Source organism: Pseudomonas sp. SDO524_S393, from assembly GCF_054071875.1.
In genome coordinates this window covers 23,897-46,538 of sequence record NZ_JBSVVZ010000053.1, presented here as the reverse complement: position 1 = coordinate 46,538, position 22,642 = coordinate 23,897, and the positions used below count along the sequence as shown (strand labels likewise).

General features: G+C 61.3%; 18 protein-coding genes. 11 read left to right on the top strand and 7 right to left on the bottom strand.

Features of this window, described 5'->3' with window-relative positions; genetic code table 11:
* Window positions 1-183 precede the first annotated feature (183 nt).
* Window positions 184-1,341, bottom strand: coding sequence for a phospholipase (locus tag ACW9IB_RS21230; RefSeq protein WP_457415398.1), 1,158 nt, complete (start codon window positions 1,339-1,341; stop codon window positions 184-186).
* 231 nt (window positions 1,342-1,572) lie between these two features.
* Between ACW9IB_RS21230 and kdgD the strand changes: the two genes are divergently transcribed.
* The 5 genes from kdgD to ACW9IB_RS21205 all read left to right on the top strand — a co-directional run bounded on the left by kdgD (window position 1,573) and on the right by ACW9IB_RS21205 (window position 8,226).
* Window positions 1,573-2,484, top strand: a complete 912-nt coding sequence (kdgD, locus tag ACW9IB_RS21225; protein WP_457365365.1) for a 5-dehydro-4-deoxyglucarate dehydratase — start codon at window positions 1,573-1,575, stop codon at window positions 2,482-2,484.
* Window positions 2,485-2,536: 52 nt separating this feature from the next.
* On the top strand, window positions 2,537-3,982 hold the full coding sequence (locus ACW9IB_RS21220; RefSeq protein WP_457415395.1) for an aldehyde dehydrogenase family protein: 1,446 nt from the start codon (window positions 2,537-2,539) through the stop codon (window positions 3,980-3,982).
* 186 nt (window positions 3,983-4,168) lie between these two features.
* Window positions 4,169-5,533: an MFS transporter gene (locus ACW9IB_RS21215; protein WP_457365367.1), complete on the top strand. Its 1,365-nt coding sequence runs from the start codon at window positions 4,169-4,171 to the stop codon at window positions 5,531-5,533.
* 11 nt (window positions 5,534-5,544) lie between these two features.
* Complete coding sequence (gene garD, locus ACW9IB_RS21210; protein WP_457365368.1) at window positions 5,545-7,098, top strand: galactarate dehydratase; 1,554 nt, start codon at window positions 5,545-5,547, stop codon at window positions 7,096-7,098.
* Between the two features lie 186 nt (window positions 7,099-7,284).
* Window positions 7,285-8,226 carry an AEC family transporter gene (locus ACW9IB_RS21205; RefSeq protein ID WP_457365369.1) on the top strand — a complete coding sequence of 314 codons (942 nt, stop codon included), beginning with the start codon at window positions 7,285-7,287 and terminating at the stop codon, window positions 8,224-8,226.
* A 110-nt stretch (window positions 8,227-8,336) separates the two neighbouring features.
* Here the strand turns inward: ACW9IB_RS21205 and ACW9IB_RS21200 are convergent, their stop codons facing one another.
* The 6 genes from ACW9IB_RS21200 to gatC all read right to left on the bottom strand — a co-directional run bounded on the left by ACW9IB_RS21200 (window position 8,337) and on the right by gatC (window position 13,551).
* On the bottom strand, window positions 8,337-8,720 hold the full coding sequence (locus tag ACW9IB_RS21200; RefSeq protein WP_457415392.1) for a carboxymuconolactone decarboxylase family protein: 384 nt from the start codon (window positions 8,718-8,720) through the stop codon (window positions 8,337-8,339).
* A complete protein-coding gene (locus ACW9IB_RS21195) occupies window positions 8,717-9,763 on the bottom strand; it encodes a calcium/sodium antiporter (protein WP_457415404.1) in 1,047 nt (348 codons plus the stop codon). Before ACW9IB_RS21195 ends, ACW9IB_RS21200 begins: the two co-directional genes overlap by 4 nt.
* A 55-nt stretch (window positions 9,764-9,818) precedes the next feature.
* On the bottom strand, window positions 9,819-10,190 hold the full coding sequence (locus ACW9IB_RS21190; RefSeq protein ID WP_457415389.1) for a septal ring lytic transglycosylase RlpA family protein: 372 nt from the start codon (window positions 10,188-10,190) through the stop codon (window positions 9,819-9,821).
* 149 nt (window positions 10,191-10,339) lie between these two features.
* On the bottom strand, window positions 10,340-11,785 hold the full coding sequence (gene gatB, locus ACW9IB_RS21185; protein WP_457365372.1) for an Asp-tRNA(Asn)/Glu-tRNA(Gln) amidotransferase subunit GatB: 1,446 nt from the start codon (window positions 11,783-11,785) through the stop codon (window positions 10,340-10,342).
* 10 nt (window positions 11,786-11,795) lie between these two features.
* Entirely contained in the window at window positions 11,796-13,247 is a 1,452-nt protein-coding gene (gatA, locus tag ACW9IB_RS21180) for an Asp-tRNA(Asn)/Glu-tRNA(Gln) amidotransferase subunit GatA (protein ID WP_457415387.1), read from the bottom strand.
* A gap of 16 nt (window positions 13,248-13,263) precedes the next feature.
* Window positions 13,264-13,551: an Asp-tRNA(Asn)/Glu-tRNA(Gln) amidotransferase subunit GatC gene (gene gatC, locus ACW9IB_RS21175; RefSeq protein WP_457365374.1), complete on the bottom strand. Its 288-nt coding sequence runs from the start codon at window positions 13,549-13,551 to the stop codon at window positions 13,264-13,266.
* Between the two features lie 211 nt (window positions 13,552-13,762).
* Between gatC and mreB the strand changes: the two genes are divergently transcribed.
* The 6 genes from mreB (at window position 13,763) to ACW9IB_RS21145 (ending at window position 22,594) form a co-directional block, all read left to right on the top strand.
* Window positions 13,763-14,800, top strand: a complete 1,038-nt coding sequence (gene mreB / locus ACW9IB_RS21170; protein WP_002555108.1) for a rod shape-determining protein MreB — start codon at window positions 13,763-13,765, stop codon at window positions 14,798-14,800.
* Window positions 14,801-14,941: 141 nt separating this feature from the next.
* Window positions 14,942-16,039 (top strand): rod shape-determining protein MreC, encoded by a 1,098-nt coding sequence (mreC, locus tag ACW9IB_RS21165; RefSeq protein WP_457415401.1) that lies wholly within the window; start codon window positions 14,942-14,944, stop codon window positions 16,037-16,039.
* Entirely contained in the window at window positions 16,039-16,527 is a 489-nt protein-coding gene (gene mreD, locus ACW9IB_RS21160; RefSeq protein ID WP_457365375.1) for a rod shape-determining protein MreD, read from the top strand. Before mreC ends, mreD begins: the two co-directional genes overlap by 1 nt.
* A 51-nt stretch (window positions 16,528-16,578) precedes the next feature.
* The gene (locus ACW9IB_RS21155) at window positions 16,579-17,175 is read left to right on the top strand and encodes a Maf family protein (protein WP_457365376.1); all 597 of its coding nucleotides are present in this window, start codon (window positions 16,579-16,581) and stop codon (window positions 17,173-17,175) included.
* Between the two features lie 70 nt (window positions 17,176-17,245).
* Complete coding sequence (gene rng, locus ACW9IB_RS21150; RefSeq protein ID WP_457365377.1) at window positions 17,246-18,703, top strand: ribonuclease G; 1,458 nt, start codon at window positions 17,246-17,248, stop codon at window positions 18,701-18,703.
* A gap of 75 nt (window positions 18,704-18,778) precedes the next feature.
* On the top strand, window positions 18,779-22,594 hold the full coding sequence (locus ACW9IB_RS21145) for a YhdP family protein (protein WP_457415384.1): 3,816 nt from the start codon (window positions 18,779-18,781) through the stop codon (window positions 22,592-22,594).
* Window positions 22,595-22,642: the final 48 nt, after the last annotated feature.

The following is a 22,642-nucleotide window of genomic DNA, read 5'->3' as shown; positions in this document are numbered from 1 at the left end:
ACAATAGAGCAATCCTGTGGGAGCTGGCTTGTCGGGTCGCCGCATCGCTGCGAAGGCGGCGGCACAGTCAACAGAGATGTCGCCTGACCCACCGCCCTTGATTGTTCCCCGCGTGGGAACGATCAGTCATCAAGACAGTTGCTCCCACATTTTTATCTCCAGTGCCTGGGATGGCGTGCCAGCTTAGTTGGCCGGCTGGTTCGGCTTGTAGTCCTTGAGCAGCAAGTACGTACTCCATCCCCACCAGTCATTGGTCCAGTGTTTGTCGTTCAGGTCGTTCACGTCCTTGCGTCGCAGCACCTTGTCACCGTCCACCTTGAACAGCGGCGAGAAGTTGTTCGCCGGGTTCTGCGCTGCGTTCAGGTCCGGCACATGCAGCGGCGCCTTGAAGTTGGCCGGGGAGGGCGCGACACCGCTGATAAACGTGTCGAAAATTTCATCGGCCGACGCCTGTACGGCGCGTTTGACCTGAGTCCGGTTGGCCGCGTCGATGTCGTCGAAGTAGCGTTTATCCCCGTAAGCATGCCATTGATCACCCAGGGCATTGCGCACCTTGAGCCCGAACTTGCTGTCTTCGTCGTGCATGAAGCGGCTGATCAGCGAACCCAGTTCGCCTGGCGTCACCACGGCGGCCAGTTGTTTGCGTGGTACGCGCAGATGGCCAGCGGAAAACAGGTCGGTCAAAAAGTGATCGGCAAAACTATTCATGGCATACGCCAGCTCCAGCGCCTGATCGGTACCGGTCTGGTGGGCGGCCACCGCCTGTTGCAGCGCGGCGGTATGGCCGGCCAGGTAGGCCGACAGCGCCCATTCGCCGAAGTGGTCAGCGTTGTCCGCCGCCAGTTTCAAATAGCGCCCCAGAGGAATCAGCGCCGAGACGGCACTGCCGCCGCCGGTGATGCGGTTCCATTCCTCGGACAACGTATCACCGAGCGCGTCATAGGCTTCGTGCGGTTGCTTGCCGTCCTTGATCGCCTGCTTCACCGCGTTGATCTCCTTCTGCATCACCGCGAGGATCTTGTGCGCTTCTTCCCGTGAGGCCGGCAATACGGCCAATGAATTGAACGCAGCGGTAAAACGTTGCACACGTTCGGCGGCAGAGGCGCCATCGCTGATGGGCTTGCCGGGAATACCGTAGAAATCGCCGCCCAGGGCGATCACCTGGCCGTAGGTCAGCGCCAGCCCGTTGGGCAGGTGCAATTCGACTTGTTGTGCAGGAATCGCCGGGGTGTCCTTGGCGAAACGCAGTAGCGTGTCATCACCGATGGCCGTGTGTTCGCCGCCTTCGAAGCGCAACGTGGGTGGGTTTTTTGCGGGTGCCGCGAGTTCAAGATCTGACATGTTAGCTCCTTGCTATGTCGTAGGAATCTTCCGTAATAACTGTATGTATATACAGTCATTTGCAGCATAGAGGAAAAACTTCCTACGTCAAGAACCCATGCCTCAACCCTCCGCTGGATGAAGTTCGATGAATTGCAGTTGACGAATTCTTTTATAGTTGTACGATGACGTACGACATCAACACAACCAACAACCTTTCGACAGAAAGTCTTCACCCAGGGTGTTCGAATAATGAATCCACAAGAACTGAAGTCCATCCTCTCTTCCGGTCTGCTGTCTTTCCCGGTCACCGATTTCAATGCCCAGGGTGATTTCCACCAAGCGGGCTACATCAAGCGTCTGGAATGGCTGGCCCCGTATGGCGCCACTGCCTTGTTCGCGGCGGGCGGTACCGGTGAGTTTTTCTCCCTGGCGGCGAGCGAATATTCCCAGGTGGTCAAGACCGCCGTTGATACCTGCGCCAGCAGCGTGCCGATCCTGGCCGGCGTGGGCGGTGCGACTCGTCAGGCGATCGAGTACGCCCAGGAGGCCGAGCGCCTGGGGGCCAAGGGCCTGTTGCTGCTGCCGCACTACCTCACCGAAGCCAGCCAGGAAGGGGTGGCCGCTCACGTTGAGGCGGTGTGCAAGTCCGTGAAGATCGGTGTGGTGGTGTACAACCGCAACGTGTGCCGCCTGACTGCGCCACTGCTGGAACGCCTGGCCGAGCGCTGCCCGAACCTGATCGGCTACAAGGATGGTCTGGGTGACATCGAGTTGATGGTGTCGATCCGCCGTCGCCTGGGCGACCGTTTCAGCTACCTGGGCGGCCTGCCGACCGCAGAAGTTTACGCCGCTGCCTACAAGGCCCTGGGCGTGCCGGTGTACTCCTCGGCGGTGTTCAACTTCATCCCGAAAACCGCGATGGACTTCTACCACGCCATTGCCCGCGAAGATCACGCCACCGTCGGCAAGATCATCGACGACTTCTTCCTGCCTTACCTCGACATTCGCAACCGCAAGGCCGGTTACGCCGTGAGCATCGTCAAGGCGGGCGCCAAGATCGTCGGTTATGACGCCGGCCCCGTGCGCACCCCGCTGACCGACCTGCTGCCGGAAGAATACGAAGCCCTGGCCGCGCTGATCGACAAGCAAGGCGCGCAGTAACCATCTATCAGGCCGTTGAGTGATCAGCGGCCTTTGCGTCAGGAGAAGAGTTGTGTCCCAAGCCAAACGTTTCGATAACTACATCAACGGCCAATGGGTGGCCGGCGCGGACTACTGCGCCAATATCAACCCGTCGGAGTTGTCCGATGTCATCGGTGAATACGCCAAGGCTGACGTCGCTCAGGTCAACGCGGCTATCGATGCTGCCCGTGCCGCCTTTCCAGCCTGGTCCACTTCGGGTATCCAGGCGCGTCATGATGCGCTGGATAAAGTGGGCAGCGAAATCCTCGCCCGCCGCGAAGAACTCGGCACCCTGCTGGCCCGGGAAGAGGGCAAGACCCTGCCCGAAGCCATCGGTGAAGTGACCCGCGCCGGTAATATTTTCAAGTTCTTCGCCGGTGAATGCTTGCGCCTGTCCGGTGATTACGTGCCGTCCGTACGTCCGGGCGTCAATGTTGAAGTCACCCGTGAAGCTCTGGGCGTGGTCGGCCTGATCACCCCGTGGAACTTCCCGATCGCCATTCCCGCCTGGAAAATCGCCCCAGCCCTGGCCTACGGCAACTGCGTGGTGATCAAGCCCGCCGAGCTGGTACCGGGCTGCGCCTGGGCCCTGGCCGAAATCATCTCCCGTGCAGGCTTCCCCGCTGGTGTGTTCAACCTGGTGATGGGCAGTGGTCGCGTGGTGGGCGATGTGCTGGTCAACAGCCCGAAAGTCGACGGCATCAGCTTTACCGGTTCGGTGGGCGTGGGGCGTCAGATCGCAGTCAGCTGCGTGTCGCGCCAGGCCAAGGTGCAGTTGGAAATGGGCGGCAAGAACCCGCAGATCATCCTCGATGACGCCGACCTCAAGCAGGCCGTCGAGCTGGCGGTGCAGAGCGCGTTCTACTCCACCGGCCAGCGTTGCACGGCGTCGAGCCGTTTGATCGTCACCGCTGGTATCCACGACCAGTTCGTCGCGGCGATGGCCGAGCGCATGAAGTCGATCAAGGTCGGTCATGCGCTCAAAAGCGGCACTGACATTGGCCCGGTGGTGTCCCAGGCCCAGCTGGACCAGGACCTCAAGTACATCGACATCGGCCAGAGCGAAGGTGCGCGGTTGGTGAGCGGTGGTGGCCTGGTGACGTGCGATACGGAGGGTTACTTCCTGGCGCCCACCTTGTTTGCCGACAGCGAAGCGGCCATGCGCATCAGCCGTGAAGAAATATTCGGCCCGGTGGCCAACGTGGTACGCGTCGCGGACTACGAGGCGGCACTGGCGATGGCCAACGACACCGAGTTCGGTCTGTCGGCGGGCATTGCCACTACGTCGTTGAAATACGCCAACCACTTCAAACGCCACTCCCAGGCCGGCATGGTGATGGTCAACCTGCCGACCGCCGGTGTGGACTACCACGTTCCGTTCGGGGGCCGTAAGGGCTCATCCTATGGTTCGCGTGAGCAAGGTCGCTATGCGCAAGAGTTCTACACCGTGGTGAAAACCAGCTACATCGGTTCGTAACACGCACTACCTATAGGAACCGGTTCCTCTGGGAGCTGGCTTGCCTGCGATAGCATCAACGCGGTGTCACAGACACGCCGAGGTGCCTGCATCGCGGGCAAGCCCGGCTCCCACATAAAGCGGTTCCCACGCTGAAAACAGAAAACCATTACCCGCAAAAAAAATAATTAGTGGGAGTACATCTTCATGCAAGCGACCAAGCCGACCCACGTCCGCTATTTGATCCTGCTCATGCTGTTCCTGGTGACCACGATCAACTACGCCGACCGGGCCACTATCGCGATCGCCGGCTCCAGCCTGCAAAAAGACCTCGGCATCGACGCGGTCACCCTCGGTTATATCTTCTCTGCATTCGGTTGGGCCTACGTAGCCGGGCAAATTCCCGGTGGCTGGCTGCTCGACCGCTTCGGCTCGAAAAAAATCTATGCCTTGAGCATCTTTACCTGGTCGCTGTTCACCGTGTTGCAAGGCTATGTCGGCGAGTTCGGTGTTTCCACCGCGGTGGTTGCGCTGTTCATGCTGCGCTTCCTGGTGGGCCTGGCTGAAGCGCCGTCGTTCCCTGGAAACGCCCGTATTGTCGCGGCATGGTTTCCTACGGCTGAACGCGGCACCGCCTCGGCGATCTTCAATTCGGCGCAGTACTTCGCCACCGTATTGTTCGCCCCGTTGATGGGCTGGATCGTCTACACCTTCGGCTGGCAACACGTGTTTATCGTGATGGGCGGCATCGGCATTCTGTTCTCGCTGATCTGGCTGAAACTTATCCACAGTCCGCGCAACCATCCGATGATCAATGACGCCGAATTCCGACACATTGCCGAGAACGGGGCGATGGTCGACATGGATCAGGACAAGGCCAAGGGCCAGAAGACCGACGGTCCCAAGTGGGATTACATCCGCCAGTTGCTGACCAACCGCATGATGCTAGGCGTCTATCTGGGCCAATACTGCATCAACGGCATCACCTATTTCTTCCTGACCTGGTTCCCGGTGTACCTGGTGCAAGAGCGTGGCATGACCATTCTAAAGGCCGGTTTCATCGCATCGCTGCCGGCGATCTGCGGGTTTATCGGCGGGGTGCTGGGCGGCTTGATTTCCGACTACCTGCTGCGCAAGGGCCATTCGCTGACGTTTGCACGCAAGGCGCCGATCATCGGCGGGTTGCTGGTGTCGTGCAGTATCGTGGCGTGCAACTACGTGGATATCGAGTGGATGGTGGTGGGCTTCATGGCCCTGGCCTTCTTCGGCAAGGGCGTTGGCGCACTGGGCTGGGCGGTGGTGTCGGACACCTCGCCGAAACAGATCGCCGGCCTCAGTGGCGGTCTGTTCAACATGTTCGGCAACCTGGCCTCTATCAGTACACCGATCGTGATCGGCTACATCATCAGCACCACCGGCTCGTTCAAGTGGGCGCTGGTATTCGTGGGCGCCAACGCCTTGTTGGCGGTGTTCAGCTACCTGGTCATCGTCGGGCCGATCAAGCGTGTGGTGCTCAAAGAGCCACCCACCAAAGGGCCTGAGCTGACCCAACTTACCGAAGCGCATTCCTGAGGGGCGATGTAATGCAGTTGATTGAACATGCCGACTCGCCGCGCTCCATTCGCTTGCACGAGCGCGATAACGTGGTGATCGTGGTCAATGACCAGGGTGTTCCTGCCGGTACCGAGTTTCCGGACGGCCTGGTGACCGTGGACTTCATCCCCCAGAGCCACAAGGTGACCCTGGAAGATATCCCCGAGGGCGGTCAGATCATTCGCTACGGCCAGACCATTGGTTATGCCCTGGCGCCGATCCCGCGCGGCAGTTGGGTGCAGGAAGATCAACTGCGCATGCCCACCGCGCCGCCGCTGGACAGCTTGCCGTTGTCCACCGACGTGCCGCAAACCCAGGCGCCGCTGGAGGGGTTTACCTTCGAAGGCTATCGCAACGCCGACGGTACCGTGGGCACGCGCAATATTCTGGGGATCACCACCACGGTGCAGTGCGTCACCGGGGTGCTGGATCATGCGGTCAAGCGCATCAAGGACGAACTGTTGCCCAAGTACCCCCATGTCGATGACGTGGTGGCGTTGACCCACAGCTACGGCTGCGGTGTGGCGATCACTGCCACGGATGCCTACATTCCGATCCGCACCGTGCGCAACCTGGCGCGCAACCCGAACCTGGGTGGTGAGGCGTTGGTGATCAGCCTGGGCTGCGAGAAATTGCAGGCCGGGCAGGTGATGCACGACAACGACAGCTCCGTCGATTTGAGTGAGCCGTGGCTGTATCGGTTGCAGGATTCCAGTCACGGTTTTACCGAAATGATCGAACAGATCATGGAGCTGGCCGAGACGCGCCTGAAGAAACTCGACCAGCGTCGCCGGGAAACCGTGCCGGCGTCGGAGTTGATCCTGGGCATGCAGTGTGGCGGCAGCGATGCGTTTTCCGGCATCACCGCCAACCCGGCGCTGGGCTATGCCTCGGATCTGCTGCTGCGGGCCGGCGCGACGGTGATGTTTTCCGAGGTCACCGAAGTGCGCGATGCCATCTACTTGCTGACGTCCCGCGCCGAGAACCAGACCGTTGCCCAGGAGTTGGTCCGGGAGATGGACTGGTACGACCGTTACCTGGCCAAGGGCGAGGCGGATCGCAGCGCCAACACCACGCCGGGCAACAAGAAGGGCGGGCTGTCGAATATTGTCGAGAAGTCCCTGGGCTCCATCGTCAAATCCGGCAGCAGCGCGATCAACGGTGTGCTCGGCCCGGGTGAGCGTTTCAAGGGCAAGGGCCTGATCTTTTGTGCGACACCGGCCAGCGACTTTGTGTGTGGCACCCTGCAACTGGCCGCCGGGATGAACCTGCATGTGTTCACCACCGGGCGTGGCACGCCCTACGGGCTGGCGATGGCGCCGGTGGTGAAAGTGTCGACCCGCACGGAACTGGCGCAGCGCTGGCCGGACCTTATCGACATCGACGCCGGGCGCATCGCCACGGGGCGTGCGAGCATCGAGGAACTGGGGTGGGAGCTGTTCCACTTCTACCTGGATGTCGCCAGCGGCAAGCAGCAGACGTGGGCGGAGCGGCACAAGCTGCACAACGACATCACGTTGTTCAACCCGGCGCCGATTACCTGAGACCCTCACTGATCTTGTAGGAGCTGGCTTGCCTGCGATGACGGCGGGTCAGCTCATGCAGATGTGACTGGAATACCGCTATCGCAGGCAAGCCAGCTCCCACATTTGATCGGTGTTGCCCAGACGAACCCGGTCGTACTGGCTTATCATTAGCCACCTAACGACGCTCACCAAGGTTCTCCCGGCATGCTGGCCATTTTTCTCACCACCCTCACCATCACCGCGCCGGTGTTTGCCATGCTGTTCCTGGGGGTGCTGCTCAAGCGTGTCAACTGGATCAACGACAACTTTATCCACACCGCCTCGTCCCTAGTGTTCAACGTCACCATGCCGGCGCTGCTGTTCCTGGGTATCCTGCATGCCGACCTGCATTCGGCGCTCAAGCCGGGCCTGCTGATCTATTTTGCCGTAGCCACTCTGCTCAGCTTTGCCCTGGCCTGGGGCTGGGCGATCTTTCGGTGCAAGCGAGAGGACCGGGGCATCTACACCCAGGGCTGCTTTCGGGGCAACAACGGCGTGATCGGCCTGGCGCTGGCCGCGAGCATGTACGGTGACTATGGCATCTCCCTCGGCGCGATCCTCGCGGCGCTGGTGATCCTGTTCTACAACACCCTCTCGACCATTGTGCTGGCGGTGTACAGCCCGGTGATCAAGTCCGATCCATGGAGCATCTGCAAGAGCGTGTTGGCTAACCCGCTGATCATCAGCGTCATCGCGGCCACGCCGTTCGCGGTGTTCCAGATTGGCCTGCCGGGTTGGCTGGAGTCTTCCGCCCAGTACCTGGCGGACATGACCCTGCCATTGGCGCTGATCTGCATCGGCGGCACGTTGTCCCTGGCGGCGTTGCGCAAAAGCGGCAGCATGGCGTTGAGCGCCAGCCTGGTGAAAATGGTCGGGTTGCCCGTCTTCGCGACGTTGGGGGCCTGGCTGCTCGGCTTTCGGGGGCCGGAACTGGGGATTCTATTCCTGTACTTCGGTGCGCCGACGGCCGCCGCAAGTTTCGTGATGGCTCGGGCTGCGGAGGGGAACCATGAGCTGGCGGCGGCGATTATCGTGATCACCACCTTGATGGCGGCGGTGACCACCAATATCGGGATCTTCGTGTTGCAGGCGGGTGGGTGGATCTGAGTTTTGTGCCGTCCGTGAGGGCCAATCGCAGGCAAGCCAGCTCCCACATGTTGGCATGCGAACACATTCAACTGTGGGAGCGGGCTTGCTCGCGAACGGCTATCTGACAATCACTGCTTGTCTGCCTGGTACGCCTCGATCGCTTCCTGCGCCGCCCGAAACGCATCAATCGCCGCCGGCACCCCGGCATACACCGCGCAATGCAGCAGCGCTTCGCGGATTTCTTCCACGGTGCAGCCGTTGTTCAGCGCGCCACGTACGTGACCCTTGAGTTCCTGCGGGCACTTGAGCGCGGTGAGCGCGGCGAGGGTGATCAGGCTGCGGGTCTTCAGCGGTAGGCCTTCACGGTTCCACACACTGCCCCAGGCATGTTCATTGACGAAGTCCTGCAGCGGCTGGCTGAACTCGGTGGCATTGCCCAAGGCACGGTCGACGAACACGTCGCCCATGACCTGGCGACGCATTTCCACGCCGGTTTTTTTCTGATCGGTCATTGCGGTTCCCTCTTGTGTTGGCGGCGCCAGGCTCGCAGCGTAGTGAACAACAGCAGGGCCACCAGCGCTGGCAGGACGTAATACAACATCAGTTGTTCGAGCTTATTGGCCAGCGGCATGCCGGTGGTGAACGACACCACGTGTAGCCCATACGCCAGGTACAGCCCCAGCAACACCAGGCCTTCGACGCGGGTGACCCGGTAACCGGAATAGAACACCGGCAGGCACAACACCACCACGCCGAGCATCACCGGCAGGTCGAAGTCCAGGGCGTTGGGCGAAACCGACAGGGGCGATGGGGCTACCAGGGCGGTGAACCCCAACACTCCCAGCAGGTTGAAGAGGTTGCTGCCGATCACGTTGCCCACGGCAATTTCACGCTCGCCACGCACTGCTGCAATCAGCGAGGTGGCCAGGCAGGGCAGGGAAGTGCCGACGCCGATCAGCGTCAGGCCGATGATGCGCTCCGACAGGCCAAGGTCGGAGGCGACGTCCACCGCGGCGCCCAATAAAAGATGCCCGGCCAGTACCAGCACCAGCAAACCGCCGAGCATCAGCAGCGCGCTGCTCAACCAGGGAGCCTGGGTCACGGTTTCGAAAGTGCGAGGGCGGCGGGAGTGGCGGCTTTGGTAATGCAGCAGGCCCAGGTACGCCACCAAGGCGATGAGCAACAGCAAACCGTCGAGGGGCGTCAATTCTTCATTGGCGGCGAGGGTGAACACCAGCAGGCCGGCGAGGATCATCACCGGGATATCCAGGCGCACCAGTTGCCGTGAAACCCGCAACGGAATGACCAGTGCCGACAGGCCCAGGGTCACCAGAATATTGAAGATGCTGCTGCCGATCACGCTGCCCACCGCAATATCGGTATTGCCCGCCAGGGTGGCTTGCAGGCTGACGGTCATTTGCGGCGCGCTGCTGCCGAAGGCGACGATGCTCAGGCCGATGATCAATGGTCGCACCTTGAGGCTGGCGGCCAGGCGCACGGCGGCACGCACCAGTATTTCGGCGCCGAGGATCAGTAGCACCAGGCCGCCGATCAGTTCGATCAGGCTCCAGGGCGAGAGGGCGGTGAGTCCGAAAATGGCCAGGGCTCCGTCAGTTGCTCAGCGCTTGTACGCGCACGCGTGCCGTGCCGCTGCTGATCATGCCCAGCTGTTCGGCGGCCTTGCGCGAAAGGTCGATCAAGCGCCCACGGGTATGCGGGCCGCGATCGTTGATGCGGACGACGACGGATTTGTCGTTGTCGAGATTCGTGACCTTGACCTGGGTGCCGAACGGCAATTGCCGGTGGGCGGCGGTCAGGGCGTTCTGGTTGAAGGGTTCACCGCTGGCAGTCTTTTTGCCATGGTGCCGGGCGCCGTAATAAGAGGCGGTGCCGGTTTCGTCGTAGCCGTTGGGATCAATGACGCCGCTGGCGCAGCCGGTCAGCAGGGAGAACAGGGCCAGGAGGCCTAATAGACGCTTCATGCGAGGTACTCCCGTTACAAGTGTGGAAACCGGTCTATGTAGGAGCTGGCTTGCCTGCGATGGCGTCACCACGGTGTCACTGATGCACCGAGGCGCCTGCATCGCGGGCAAGCCCGGCTCCCACAGAAGCCGGGTCCTACCTATGTCAGTCAGCCTTCGAGCTTGCTTTTGAGCAATTCGTTCACCTGTTGCGGGTTGGCCTTGCCTTTGGAGGCTTTCATCGCCTGTCCGACAAAGAAGCCGAACATTTTGCCGCGCTTGGCTTCGTCTGCCGCGCGGTACTGTTCGACCTGCTCGGCGTTGGCCGCGAGCATTTCGTCGAGCACGGCCGAAATCGCGCCGCTGTCGGTGACCTGCTTGAGGCCACGCTTCTCGATGATCTCATCGGCGCTGCCTTCACCGCTGGCCATCGCTTCGAACACGGTCTTGGCGATCTTGCCGGAGATGGTGTTGTCCTTGATGCGCAGCAGCATGCCGCCCAGTTGCTCGGCGGTGACCGGCGACTCGTCGATTTCCAGGCCCTGTTTGTTCAGCAGGCTGCCCAGTTCGACCATGACCCAGTTGGCGGCGAGCTTGGCGTCGCCCGCGATGCCGAGCACCTGTTCGAAGTAGTCCGCTTGTTCGCGGCTCGACGCCAGTACGCTGGCGTCGTACACCGACAGGCCCAGTTGCGACTGGAAACGCTCGCGCTTCTGCTGCGGCAGTTCCGGCAGGCTTTTGCGTACGTCGTCCAGGAACGAATCCTCGATGACCACCGGCAGCAGGTCCGGATCGGGGAAGTAACGGTAGTCGTTGGCTTCCTCCTTGCTGCGCATGGCGCGGGTTTCGTCCTTGTTCGGGTCGTACAGGCGGGTTTGCTGGATGACCTTGCCACCGTCCTCGATCAGTTCGATCTGGCGCTGGATCTCGCTGTTGATCGCCTTCTCGATGAAGCGGAACGAGTTGACGTTCTTGATCTCGCAGCGGGTGCCGAACTCGGCCTGGCCCTTGGGGCGTACCGAGACGTTGCAGTCGCAACGCAGGGAGCCCTCAGCCATGTTGCCGTCGCAGATGCCCAGGTAGCGCACGAGTGCGTGGATCGACTTGACGTAGGCCACGGCCTCCTTGGCGCTGCGCATGTCCGGCTCGGAGACGATTTCCAGCAGCGGCGTGCCGGCGCGGTTCAGGTCGATGCCCGTGACGCCGTTGAATTCCTCATGCAGGCTTTTGCCGGCATCTTCCTCCAGGTGTGCACGGGTGATGCCGACGCGCTTGACTGTGCCATCTTCCAGCGGGATGTCCAGGAAGCCCTTGCCGACGATGGGCAATTCCATCTGGCTGATCTGGTAGCCCTTGGGCAGGTCCGGGTAGAAGTAGTTCTTGCGCGCGAACACGTTGTGCTGGCCGATCTCGGCATCGATCGCCAGGCCGAACATCACGGCCATGCGCACCGCTTCCTGGTTCAGCACCGGCAGCACGCCGGGCATGCCCAGGTCGACCAGGCTGGCCTGGGTGTTGGGCTCGGAGCCGAACGTGGTGGCGCTACCGGAGAAAATCTTCGATTGGGTGGCGAGCTGGGTATGAATCTCCAGCCCGATCACGACTTCCCATTGCATAGTGTTCTCCTCAGAAGCCGGTAGGGGTGCGAGTGTGCCAGTCAGTGTTCAACTGGTACTGGTGCGCCACATTGAGCAGGCGGCCTTCCTGGAAATACGGGGCGAGCAACTGCACGCCGACCGGCAGGCCATCGACGAAACCGGCCGGCATGGACAAGCCCGGCAGGCCCGCGAGGTTGGCGGTGATGGTGTAGAGGTCTTCGAGGTACGCAGCCACCGGGTCGCCGTTCTTGGCGCCGAGTTTCCAGGCCGGGTTCGGCGTGGTTGGGCCGAGGATTACGTCGACCTGTTCAAACGCGGCCATGAAGTCGTTCTTCACCAGGCGACGGATTTTCTGCGCCTTGAGGTAATACGCATCGTAGTAGCCGGCTGACAGCGCGTAGGCACCCACCATGATCCGGCGTTGTACTTCGGCGCCGAAGCCTTCGCCACGGGAGCGCTTGTAAAGGTCGGTAAGGTCTTTCGGGTTTTCGCAGCGATAGCCGAAGCGCACGCCGTCGAAACGCGACAGGTTGGAGGACGCTTCCGCCGGTGCGATCACGTAGTAAGCAGGAATCGCGTGCTGGTTGTTCGGCAGGCTGATTTCCTTGATCACGGCGCCGAGGCCTTCCAGCGTCTTGACGCTGTTGTGCACCAGCTCGGCGATGCGCGGGTCGAGACCGGCGCTGAAGTATTCCTTCGGTACGCCGATGCGCAGGCCCTTGAGCGACGTATTGAGGCTGGCGCTGTAGTCCGGCACCGGCTCGTCGATGCTGGTGGAGTCCTGTTTATCGAACCCGGCCATGCCTTGTAACAATATCGCGCAGTCTTCTGCGGTGCGGGCCAGAGGGCCGCCCTGATCCAGGCTGGACGCATAGGCGATCATGCCCCAGCGGGATACGCGACCGTAGGTCGGCTTCAAACCGGTGAGGTTGGTGAAGGCGGCAGGCTGACGGATCGAGCCGCCGGTATCGGTGGCCGTGGCGGCCGGCAGGAAGCGCGCGGCTACTGCGGCAGCCGAACCCCCCGACGAACCACCCGGCACGTGCTCCAGGTTCCACGGGTTTTTCACCGCGCCGTACCAGCTCGACTCGTTGGCCGAGCCCATGGCGAACTCGTCCATGTTGGTCTTGCCCAGGGTCACGGCGCCGGCGGCAGCCAGCCTGGACACCACGGTGGCATCGTAGGGCGCCTTGAAGTTGTCGAGCATCTTCGAGCCGCAGCTGGTGCGGATGCCCTGGGTGCAGAACAGGTCTTTGTGGGCGATCGGTGCGCCCAGCAGTGCGCCATTTTCACCGTTGGCGCGACGTACGTCGGCGGCCTTGGCCTGGCTCAAGGCCAGCTCTTCGGTGAGGCTGATGAAGCTGTTGACCTTGGGGTCGAGCGTGGCGATGCGCGCCAACAGGGTCTTGGTCAGCTCTTCGGAAGAAAACTTTTTATCGGCGAGACCGCGGGCGATCTCGGCCAGAGTCAATTCGTGCATTGCAGGCTCTTTCCCTTTAGTCGATGACTTTCGGAACCAGGTACAGGCCGTTTTCGACCGCTGGCGCGATGGACTGGTAGGCCTCGCGATTATTGCTTTCGGTCACGACGTCTGCGCGCAGGCGCTGGCTGGCTTCCAGCGGGTGAGCCAGGGGCTCGATGCCGTCGGTGTTCACGGCCTGCATTTGGTCGACCAGCCCGAGAATGCTGTTCAGGGCTGCGGTGGTCTGTGGAAGATCGTCTTCATTCAGGCCGAGTGAGGCCAGATGAGCGATTTTTTCCACGTCGGAGCGTTCAAGCGCCATGGGGATTCTCCAGTGGAAAACGGAACGGAGGCTGTCCGTGTGTTAGATTGTCGGAACACTACCGCATTTCTACGGTCTTACGGCCGCGATTGTGGGGGTTGGTGCACAGAAAGTCGGCCAATTTAGCACATTGGCGCCTTGCCCAAAATCCCTGTCGTTGTTAGAGTTTGCCGCACTTTTTTACCCACGCGTTGCCTAGGGTCCCTTTCCCATGTTCAAGAAACTGCGTGGCATGTTTTCCAGCGATCTTTCCATTGACCTGGGCACTGCCAACACCCTTATTTACGTGCGCGAGCGCGGTATCGTCCTGAATGAGCCATCGGTTGTGGCCATTCGGACCCACGGTAATCAGAAAAGTGTCGTTGCCGTCGGCACCGAGGCCAAGCGCATGCTCGGCCGTACACCTGGCAACATTGCTGCCATTCGTCCGATGAAAGACGGCGTGATCGCCGACTTCAGCGTCTGCGAGAAGATGCTGCAGTACTTCATCAACAAGGTTCACGAAAACAGTTTCCTGCAGCCCAGCCCTCGCGTGCTGATCTGCGTTCCTTGCAAGTCCACCCAGGTTGAGCGTCGTGCCATCCGTGAGTCGGCCCTCGGCGCCGGTGCCCGTGAAGTGTTCCTGATCGAAGAGCCTATGGCTGCTGCGATCGGTGCCGGCCTGCCGGTTGAAGAAGCCCGCGGCTCGATGGTGGTGGATATCGGTGGTGGTACCACTGAAATCGCCCTGATTTCCTTGAACGGTGTGGTGTATGCCGAATCCGTGCGTGTCGGCGGCGACCGCTTCGACGAAGCGATCATCACCTATGTGCGCCGTAACTACGGCAGCCTGATCGGCGAGTCCACCGCTGAGCGCATCAAGCAGGAAATCGGTACCGCTTACCCGGGCGGCGAAGTGCGCGAAGTCGATGTGCGCGGTCGCAACCTGGCCGAAGGTGTTCCACGTGCTTTCACCCTGAACTCCAACGAAGTGCTGGAGGCTCTGCAAGAGTCCCTGGCCACTATCGTTCAGGCGGTCAAGAGCGCCCTGGAGCAATCGCCGCCGGAGCTGGCTTCCGACATCGCCGAGCGTGGTCTGGTGCTGACCGGTGGTGGCGCCTTGCTGCGTGACCTCGACAAACTGCTGGCTCAGGAAACCGGTTTGCCGGTCATCGTCGCCGAAGACCCGCTGACCTGTGTCGCCCGCGGTGGTGGCCGTGCGCTGGAAATGATGGATAAACACACCATGGACCTGCTCTCCAGCGAATAAGTGCTGGCGGATTGGCCTCATGCTTCGTTCACAGGCAGCACTTTGCAGTGCTGCCTGTTGGCGTTTATCTTCTTCAATCTGCATCCAGGCCGGTTTGATGCCGTATGAATAAAGAAAACATTTGCCTGGGAGGAGCGGCTTATTAAACCGCTTTTCGCCAAAGGCCCCTCATTGGGCGTGCGCCTGCTGGTGCTGGTCGTGCTTTCGGTCGCGTTGATGGTGGTCGATGCCCGCTTCGCGCTGCTCAAGCCTGTGCGCAGCCAGATGTCGCTGGTGTTGATGCAGACTTACTGGATCACCGACCTGCCGCAACGTCTGTTCCAGGGGGTGGCCAGCCAATTCGGCAGCCGTACCGAACTGGTCGCCGAGAACGAAAAACTCAAGACCGAGAACCTGCTGTTGCAAGGGCGCCTGCAAAAGCTGGCGGCCCTCACCGAGCAGAACGTTCGGCTGCGCGAGTTGCTCAACTCTTCCGCGCTGGTCAACGAGAAGGTCGAGGTGGCCGAGTTGATCGGCATGGACCCCAACCCGTTCACCCACCGCATCATCATCAACAAAGGTGAGCGCGACGGTGTGGTCCTTGGCCAGCCGGTGCTCGATGCCCGTGGCCTGATGGGGCAAGTGGTCGAGCTGATGCCCTACACCTCACGGGTATTACTGCTGACGGACACGACCCACAGCATCCCGGTGCAGGTCAACCGCAACGGCTTGCGCGCGATTGCCAGCGGTACCGGCAATCCCGAGCGCCTGGAATTGCGTCACGTGGCGGATACGGCCGATATCAAGGAAGGCGACTTGCTGGTCAGCTCCGGGCTGGGGCAGCGGTTCCCGGCGGGTTACCCGGTGGCGACGGTCAAGGAGGTGATCCATGACTCCGGCCAGCCTTTCGCCATTGTCCGTGCGGTGCCGACCGCTGCCCTTAATCGCAGCCGCTATCTGTTGCTGGTGTTCAGCGACAACCGCACGCCGGAAGAGCGTGCCAATGACGCCGCCCAAGCCCAGGAAGCCGAAGACAAACAGAACGGTACCGGGCCTATCGTGCCGGCGACAGTGCCGAAGCCGGCATTCGTCGGGCCGCCCGCGCCTGCTCCGGCAGCGGCGCCTGTCGCGACACCGGTCAAGCCTGCGGCTCACAATGCGCGCGCTGCCAAGCCCACCGCGACTAAACCCCCCGCCGCGACACCTGCGGTCAAGCCTCCGGCGACCGCCCCGGCTACCCCACGGCAGAGGGAGGAATAATGGCCAGTACTCATTCGCGCAACGGCTGGATCGTCTGGCTGACCTTTGCCATCGGCTTGCTGCTCAGCGTTTCGCCCTTGCCTCAGTTCATGGAAATCCTGCGTCCACTCTGGCTCGCGCTGCTGCTGGCCTTCTGGTCGCTGAACCTGCCGCATAAAGTGGGTATGGTTACCGCGATGTTTCTGGGCTTGGCGGAAGACGTGCTCTATGGCACCTTGCTGGGCCAGAATGCGTTGATCCTGACCCTGATCACCTTTCTGGTGTTGTCGTTGCAGCAGCGTCTACGCATGTTCCCGATGTGGCAGCAATGCCTGGTGATCCTGGTGATCTTCGGCTTGGCGCAGTTGGTGCAGTTGTGGCTCAGTGCCTTGACCGGCAACCGTCAGCCAACCCTGGCGCTGGTGTTGCCGGCCCTGGTCAGTGCGTTGCTGTGGCCCTGGGTGAGTTTCGGTCTGCGTGGCTTGCGTCGTCGTTACAAAATCAATTGAATGGATTGCGAGGCTCTGCCTGGTTATCGAACTCTACAGGGAGAGTCTGCAATGAATTCGCTTTACCTGGCCTCGGGCTCTCCGAGACGGCGTGAACTGCTGACCCAGATCGGTGTGCCTTTCACCGTGGTCAGCGCCGCCATTGATGAAACTCCTCTTACAAATGAATCCGCTGTTTCCTACGTCGAGCGTCTCGCGCGCGGCAAGGCGACAGCGGGTTTTGCTGCGCTTGAAAACACGGTCGGTGCCTGTGTGCTGGGTGCCGATACGGCAGTGATCGTAGACGGCCAGATTCTCGGCAAACCGGTGGATCAGGCCGATGCCTTGGCCATGCTGATGGCCCTGGCGGGACGCGAGCACGAAGTGCTCACGGCCATTGCGATCACGGACGGCCAGCGTTGCGAAACCCGATGTGTAAGCAGTCATGTGCGTTTTCGCGAGATTTCGCTCGGGGAGGCTGCAACCTACTGGCACAGTGGAGAACCGCAGGACAAGGCGGGCGGCTATGCTATTCAGGGGCTCGGGTCGGTGTTTGTGGCCGGACTCAATGGCAGCTATTCGGCGGTGGTTGGCCTGCCGGTCTGCGAAACCGCACAACTGCTTGGCGATTTCGGCATACCCTGTTGGCAAAACCTTACCGCGCGCTGAACGCCTTGCTCCAGCGCCCAGCCTTGAGCGACCGGTCATCCTTGTGAAAACGCCTGAACGAGACCCAGCCATGAGTGAAGAGATTCTGATCAATATCACGCCGATGGAATCGCGCGTGGCGGTGGTAGAGAACGGTGTTCTGCAGGAAGTGCATGTCGAGCGTACCCAGAAGCGCGGGATCGTCGGCAATATCTATAAAGGCAAGGTGGTGCGTGTATTGCCGGGCATGCAGGCCGCATTCGTCGACATCGGCCTGGACCGTGCGGCGTTTATCCATGCTTCGGAAATATCCCTGCGCGAAGGGGCGGCGGTGGAAAGCATCAGCGCGCTGGTGCACGAAGGGCAGAGCCTGGTGGTGCAAGTCACCAAGGACCCCATCGGTTCCAAAGGCGCACGCCTGACCACTCAGCTGTCGATTCCGTCGCGTTACCTGGTGTACATGCCGCGTACCGCTCATGTCGGTATTTCTCTGAAGATCGAAGACGAAGCCGAGCGCGAACGCCTGAAAAAGGTGGTGAGCGACTGCGTGGCCGCCGAGGGTATCAAGGAAGCCGGCGGTTTTATCCTGCGTACCGCCGCAGAGGGCGCGGGCGCCGATGAGATCCTGATGGATATCCGTTACCTGCGACGCCTGTGGGACCAGATCGGCGCACAGATCAAGACCATTGGCGCACCTAGCGTGATCTACGAAGATCTCGGGCTGGCGCTGCGCACCCTGCGTGACCTGGTCAGCCCGAAGATCGAGAAAATTCGCATCGACTCGCGGGAAACATTCCAGCGCACCACGCTATTTGTCGCTGAACTGATGCCGGAAATTGCCGACCGCCTAGAGCACTACCCGGGTGAGCGGCCGATTTTCGACCTGTACGGCGTCGAAGATGAAATCCAGAGGGCACTGGAGCGCAAGGTGCCGCTCAAGTCCGGCGGTTATCTGGTGGTGGACCCGGCAGAAGCCATGACCACCATCGACGTCAACACCGGTGCATTCGTGGGGCATCGCAACCTCGAAGAGACCATCTTCAAGACCAACCTCGAGGCGGCCACCGCGATTGCCCGTCAACTGCGCCTGCGCAACCTGGGTGGCATCATCATCATCGACTTCATCGACATGGAAGACGAAGAGCACCAGCGCCAGGTGTTGCGCACCCTGGAGAAGCAACTGGAGCGTGATCACGCCAAGACCAATATCATCGGGATCACCGAACTGGGCCTGGTACAGATGACCCGCAAGCGCACCCGCGAGAGTCTGGAACAAGTGCTGTGCGAACCGTGCAGCAGTTGCCAGGGGCGCGGCAAGTTGAAAACGCCGGAAACGGTTTGCTACGAGATTTTTCGGGAAATCCTGCGCGAAGCGCGGGCTTACCAGGCTGAAGGCTATAGAGTGCTCGCCAACCAGAAAGTGGTCGACCGGCTGCTGGATGAAGAGTCCGGCAACGTTGCCGAACTGGAGGGGTTTATCGGACGCACGATACGCTTCCAGGTCGAAACCATGTATTCCCAGGAACAATACGACGTGGTGCTGCTCTGATCCCCATTCGCTTGTTTTCACGAGACCGGCAGACCTTGATCTGCCGTCCGACTAACGCCTTGAGGGTCGCCTGACATGGAGCGTCTCATGCGCTTTTTTGCCGCTTTGACCCGTTGGGGCCTGGGCCTGTGTGCCTTGCTGCTGGTGCTCGCTGCGGTGTACGTGAGCCTGGGGCGCGAGTTGACCCCATTGGTGGCCGAATACCGCGCCGAAGTCGAGGCCAAGGCCCAGGCCGCCGTGGACATGCCGTTGCGAATCGGCAGCCTGGAAGGCCGCTGGAGTGGTTTTGCCCCGGTGTTGCTGGCTCACGACGTGACATTGGGTGAGGGTGGCAGTGCGTTACGCCTGGACCAGGTCGAGGTAGTGCCGGACCTGTGGGCCAGCCTGACTGCGCGTGAAGTGCGTATTGCGCACCTGGAGGTCAGTGGCCTGCAACTGGGCGTCAAGGAAGACAAGGATGGCCGCTGGACACTGCAAGGCTTGCCTGTGCAGGACGACCAGCCGCTGGATCCCGAGCAGTTGCTCAAGCGCATGCAGAGGGTAAAGCGCGTGTCGCTGCTCGACAGCCAGGTGACCTTGCAGCCGTTTGACCAGGCGCCAGTCACCTTGACTTATGTGGGCCTGAGCCTGCACACCGGCATGACCCGCCAACGCCTGGACGCTCGCTTGACCCTGCCCGACGGCCAGCCCCTGGCCGTTAGCCTGCGCAGCCGCATTCGTGCCAGTCAATGGAAGGACGCTGACGTTCAGGCGTACTTGAGTTTGCCGCAAAGCGACTGGGCCAAGTGGATTCCCGTCAAGCTGACCCAGCAATGGAAGCTTACCCAGCTCAAGGCCGGCGGTGAATTCTGGCTGACCTGGGCCAAGGGCGCCGTACAGAGCGCGGTGGTGCGCCTCAACTCGCCCCAGATGAAGGGCAGCTACGCCGACCGCAAGCCTGTGCATATCGAAAATCTGGCGCTCACCGCCTATCTCCAGCGCAGCGATACGGGGCTTGATGTGCTGTTCGACTCGCTGGCGATGAACCTGGGGGAGACGCGCTGGGAGTCGCGCCTGCACGTGCGGCAGACCCTGGCCACCGACAAGGACCTGGAGGTCTGGAAGCTTCAGGCCGACCGCCTGGATTTGACGCCGATCACGCCGCTGCTCAATGCCCTGGCGCCGCTGCCGGAAGGCTTTGCCAAGACGATCCAGCATCTCAAGGCCACCGGCCTGCTGCGTAACGTGCTGGTGGAGCTGCGCCCTCAAGACACGACCGATCAAAAAGTCAGCTTTGCCGCCAATCTCGAGCGTATCGGGTTTGATGCCTACTTTGGCGCGCCGGCCGCACGCAATGTGTCCGGCAGCATCAGCGGTGACTTGGGTCATGGCGAGTTGCGCATGGACAGCAAGGACTTTTCCCTGCACCTGGACCCGATCTTCGCCAAACCCTGGCAGTACATCCAGGCCAATGCGCGCCTGACATGGACGCTGGACAAGCAAGGCTTCACTCTGATCGCCCCTTACATCAAGGTGTTGGGGGAGGAGGGCAAGATCGCAGCGGACTTCCTGATACGCCTGCATTTCGATCAGCACCAGGAAGACTATATGGACTTGCGGGTCGGCATGGTCGACGGCGATGGTCGTTTTACCCCCAAGTACCTGCCGGCGGTGTTGAGCCCGTCTTTGGATGAATGGCTGCGCACGGCGATCCTCAAGGGGGCGGTCGACCAGGGGTTCTTCCAGTATCAGGGCTCGTTGAACCATGATGCGCTGCCCGCCGCCCGCAATATCAGCCTGTTCTTCAAGGTGCATGATGCCGAGCTGGCGTTCCAGCCGGGCTGGCCCCACGTGGGCAAGGTCAATGGCGAGGTGTTTGTCGAGGAGACAGGCGTGCGCATCCTGGCCAGCAAAGGCCAGTTGCTCGACACCAAGGTCAAGGATGTCTACGTCAATATTCCCCACGCGCCCACCGGCAAGGACAGCCATTTGCTGATTACCGGCGGGTTCGCCGGTGGTTTGGGCGATGGCTTGAAGATCCTTCAGGAGGCGCCGATCGGTACCGCCTCCACTTTCGCCGGCTGGAAAGGCGAGGGTGATCTGCAAGGCACGCTGGATCTAGATGTGCCGTTGGCCAAGGGCACCGAGCCGAAGATCGTGGTGGATTTCCAGACCGACAAGGCGCGCCTGCAATTGGCGGAACCCACTCTGGACCTGACCCAGCTCAAGGGTGGCTTTCGCTTCGACAGCGCCAAGGGCTTGAGCGGGCAGAATATTACGGCCCAGGCGTTTGATCGGCCAATCACCGCGCAGATCTTCGCTGACGGCAAGCCGGGAAACATCAGTACCCGTGTCACTGCCAGGGGGCAGGTGACGGTCAAGCGGCTGACGGACTGGTTGAAAATCAGTCAAGCGTTGCCGGTGTCCGGCGATATCCCGTACCAGTTGCAGCTCAACCTCGACGGCGCCGACAGCCAATTGATGGTCAGTTCCAACCTCAAGGGTGTTGCGGTGGATCTACCGGCACCATTCGGCATGCCAGCCAGCCAGGGCCGTGACAGCGTGTTCCGCATGACCTTGCAGGGGGCGGAGCGACGGTACTGGTTCGATTACGGCGAGTTGGCGAATTTCACCTTTGCGGCACCGCCAGACAAATTCAGTGAGGGCCGGGGCGAGCTGTTTCTCGGTGATGGCGATGCACTGTTGCCGGGCGCCAAGGGCTTGCGCGTACGCGGTGTGCTGTCGGAGCTGGACATCGACCCGTGGAAAAAACTGGTGGCCCGCTATGCCGGGAATGACCCGGGCGGTAGCGCCAAACAGTTGTTGAGCAGTGCCGACTTCAAGGTAAACAAGCTCACGGGGCTGGGCACGCAGTTCGATCAGGTAAACCTGCAACTGGACCGCAAGCCCGGGGCCTGGGGTTTGCAGCTCGACAGCCAGCAGGCCAAGGGCACCGTGAACCTGCCGGACGCCAAGGGCGCGCCGATTGCAATCAACCTGCAATACGTGAAGTTGCCGGCAGTGGACCCGACGGTCCAGGCCGACGAAAACGCGCCGGACCCCTTGGCCGATATCGACCCTAAGGACATTCCGGCCATGGATATCGCCATCGATCAGCTATTCCAGGGGCCAGATCTGGTGGGCGCCTGGTCGCTGAAGATCCGTCCGACGGCCAGAGGCCTGGCCCTCAACAACCTGGACCTGGGACTCAAGGGCATGCAGCTCAAGGGGAGCGGTGGTTGGGAAGGTGCGCCGGGGGACAGTAGCAGTTGGTACAAGGGCCGTCTGGATGGCAAGAACATCGGTGATGTACTCAAGGGCTGGGGCTATGCGCCGACGGTTACCAGTGAGGATTTCCACCTTGATGTGGATGGCCGCTGGCCTGGTTCTCCGGCCTATGTCGGGCCCAAACGCTTTTCCGGCAGCCTGGACGCGGCCTTCCGTAACGGTCAGTTCGTTGAGGTGGAGGGCGGCGCCCAGGCGTTGAGGGTATTTGGTCTGCTGAACTTCAACTCGATCGGGCGTCGTTTGCGCCTGGACTTTTCGGACTTGCTCGGTAAGGGCTTGAGTTATGACCGGGTCAAAGGGTTGCTGGCCGCCAGCAATGGCGTGTTCGTGACGCGTGAGCCGATTACCCTGACGGGGCCTTCGAGTAACCTGGAGTTGAACGGTACTCTGGACCTGGTCGCTGACCGCGTCGATGCCAAGTTGCTGGTGACGTTGCCGGTGACCAATAACCTGCCGATCGCGGCCTTGATCGTGGGGGCGCCGGCGATCGGTGGCGCATTGTTTCTGATCGACAAGCTGATCGGTGATCGCGTTTCGCGCTTCGCCAGTGTGCAATACAAGGTGCAAGGGCCGTGGAAGGATCCGAAAATCACCTTCGACAAGCCTTTCGAAAAGCCCAACTGAGCGTTTCTGGAGTAGCCTGAGGCTATTCATCCTGTGCACGGAGTGTCG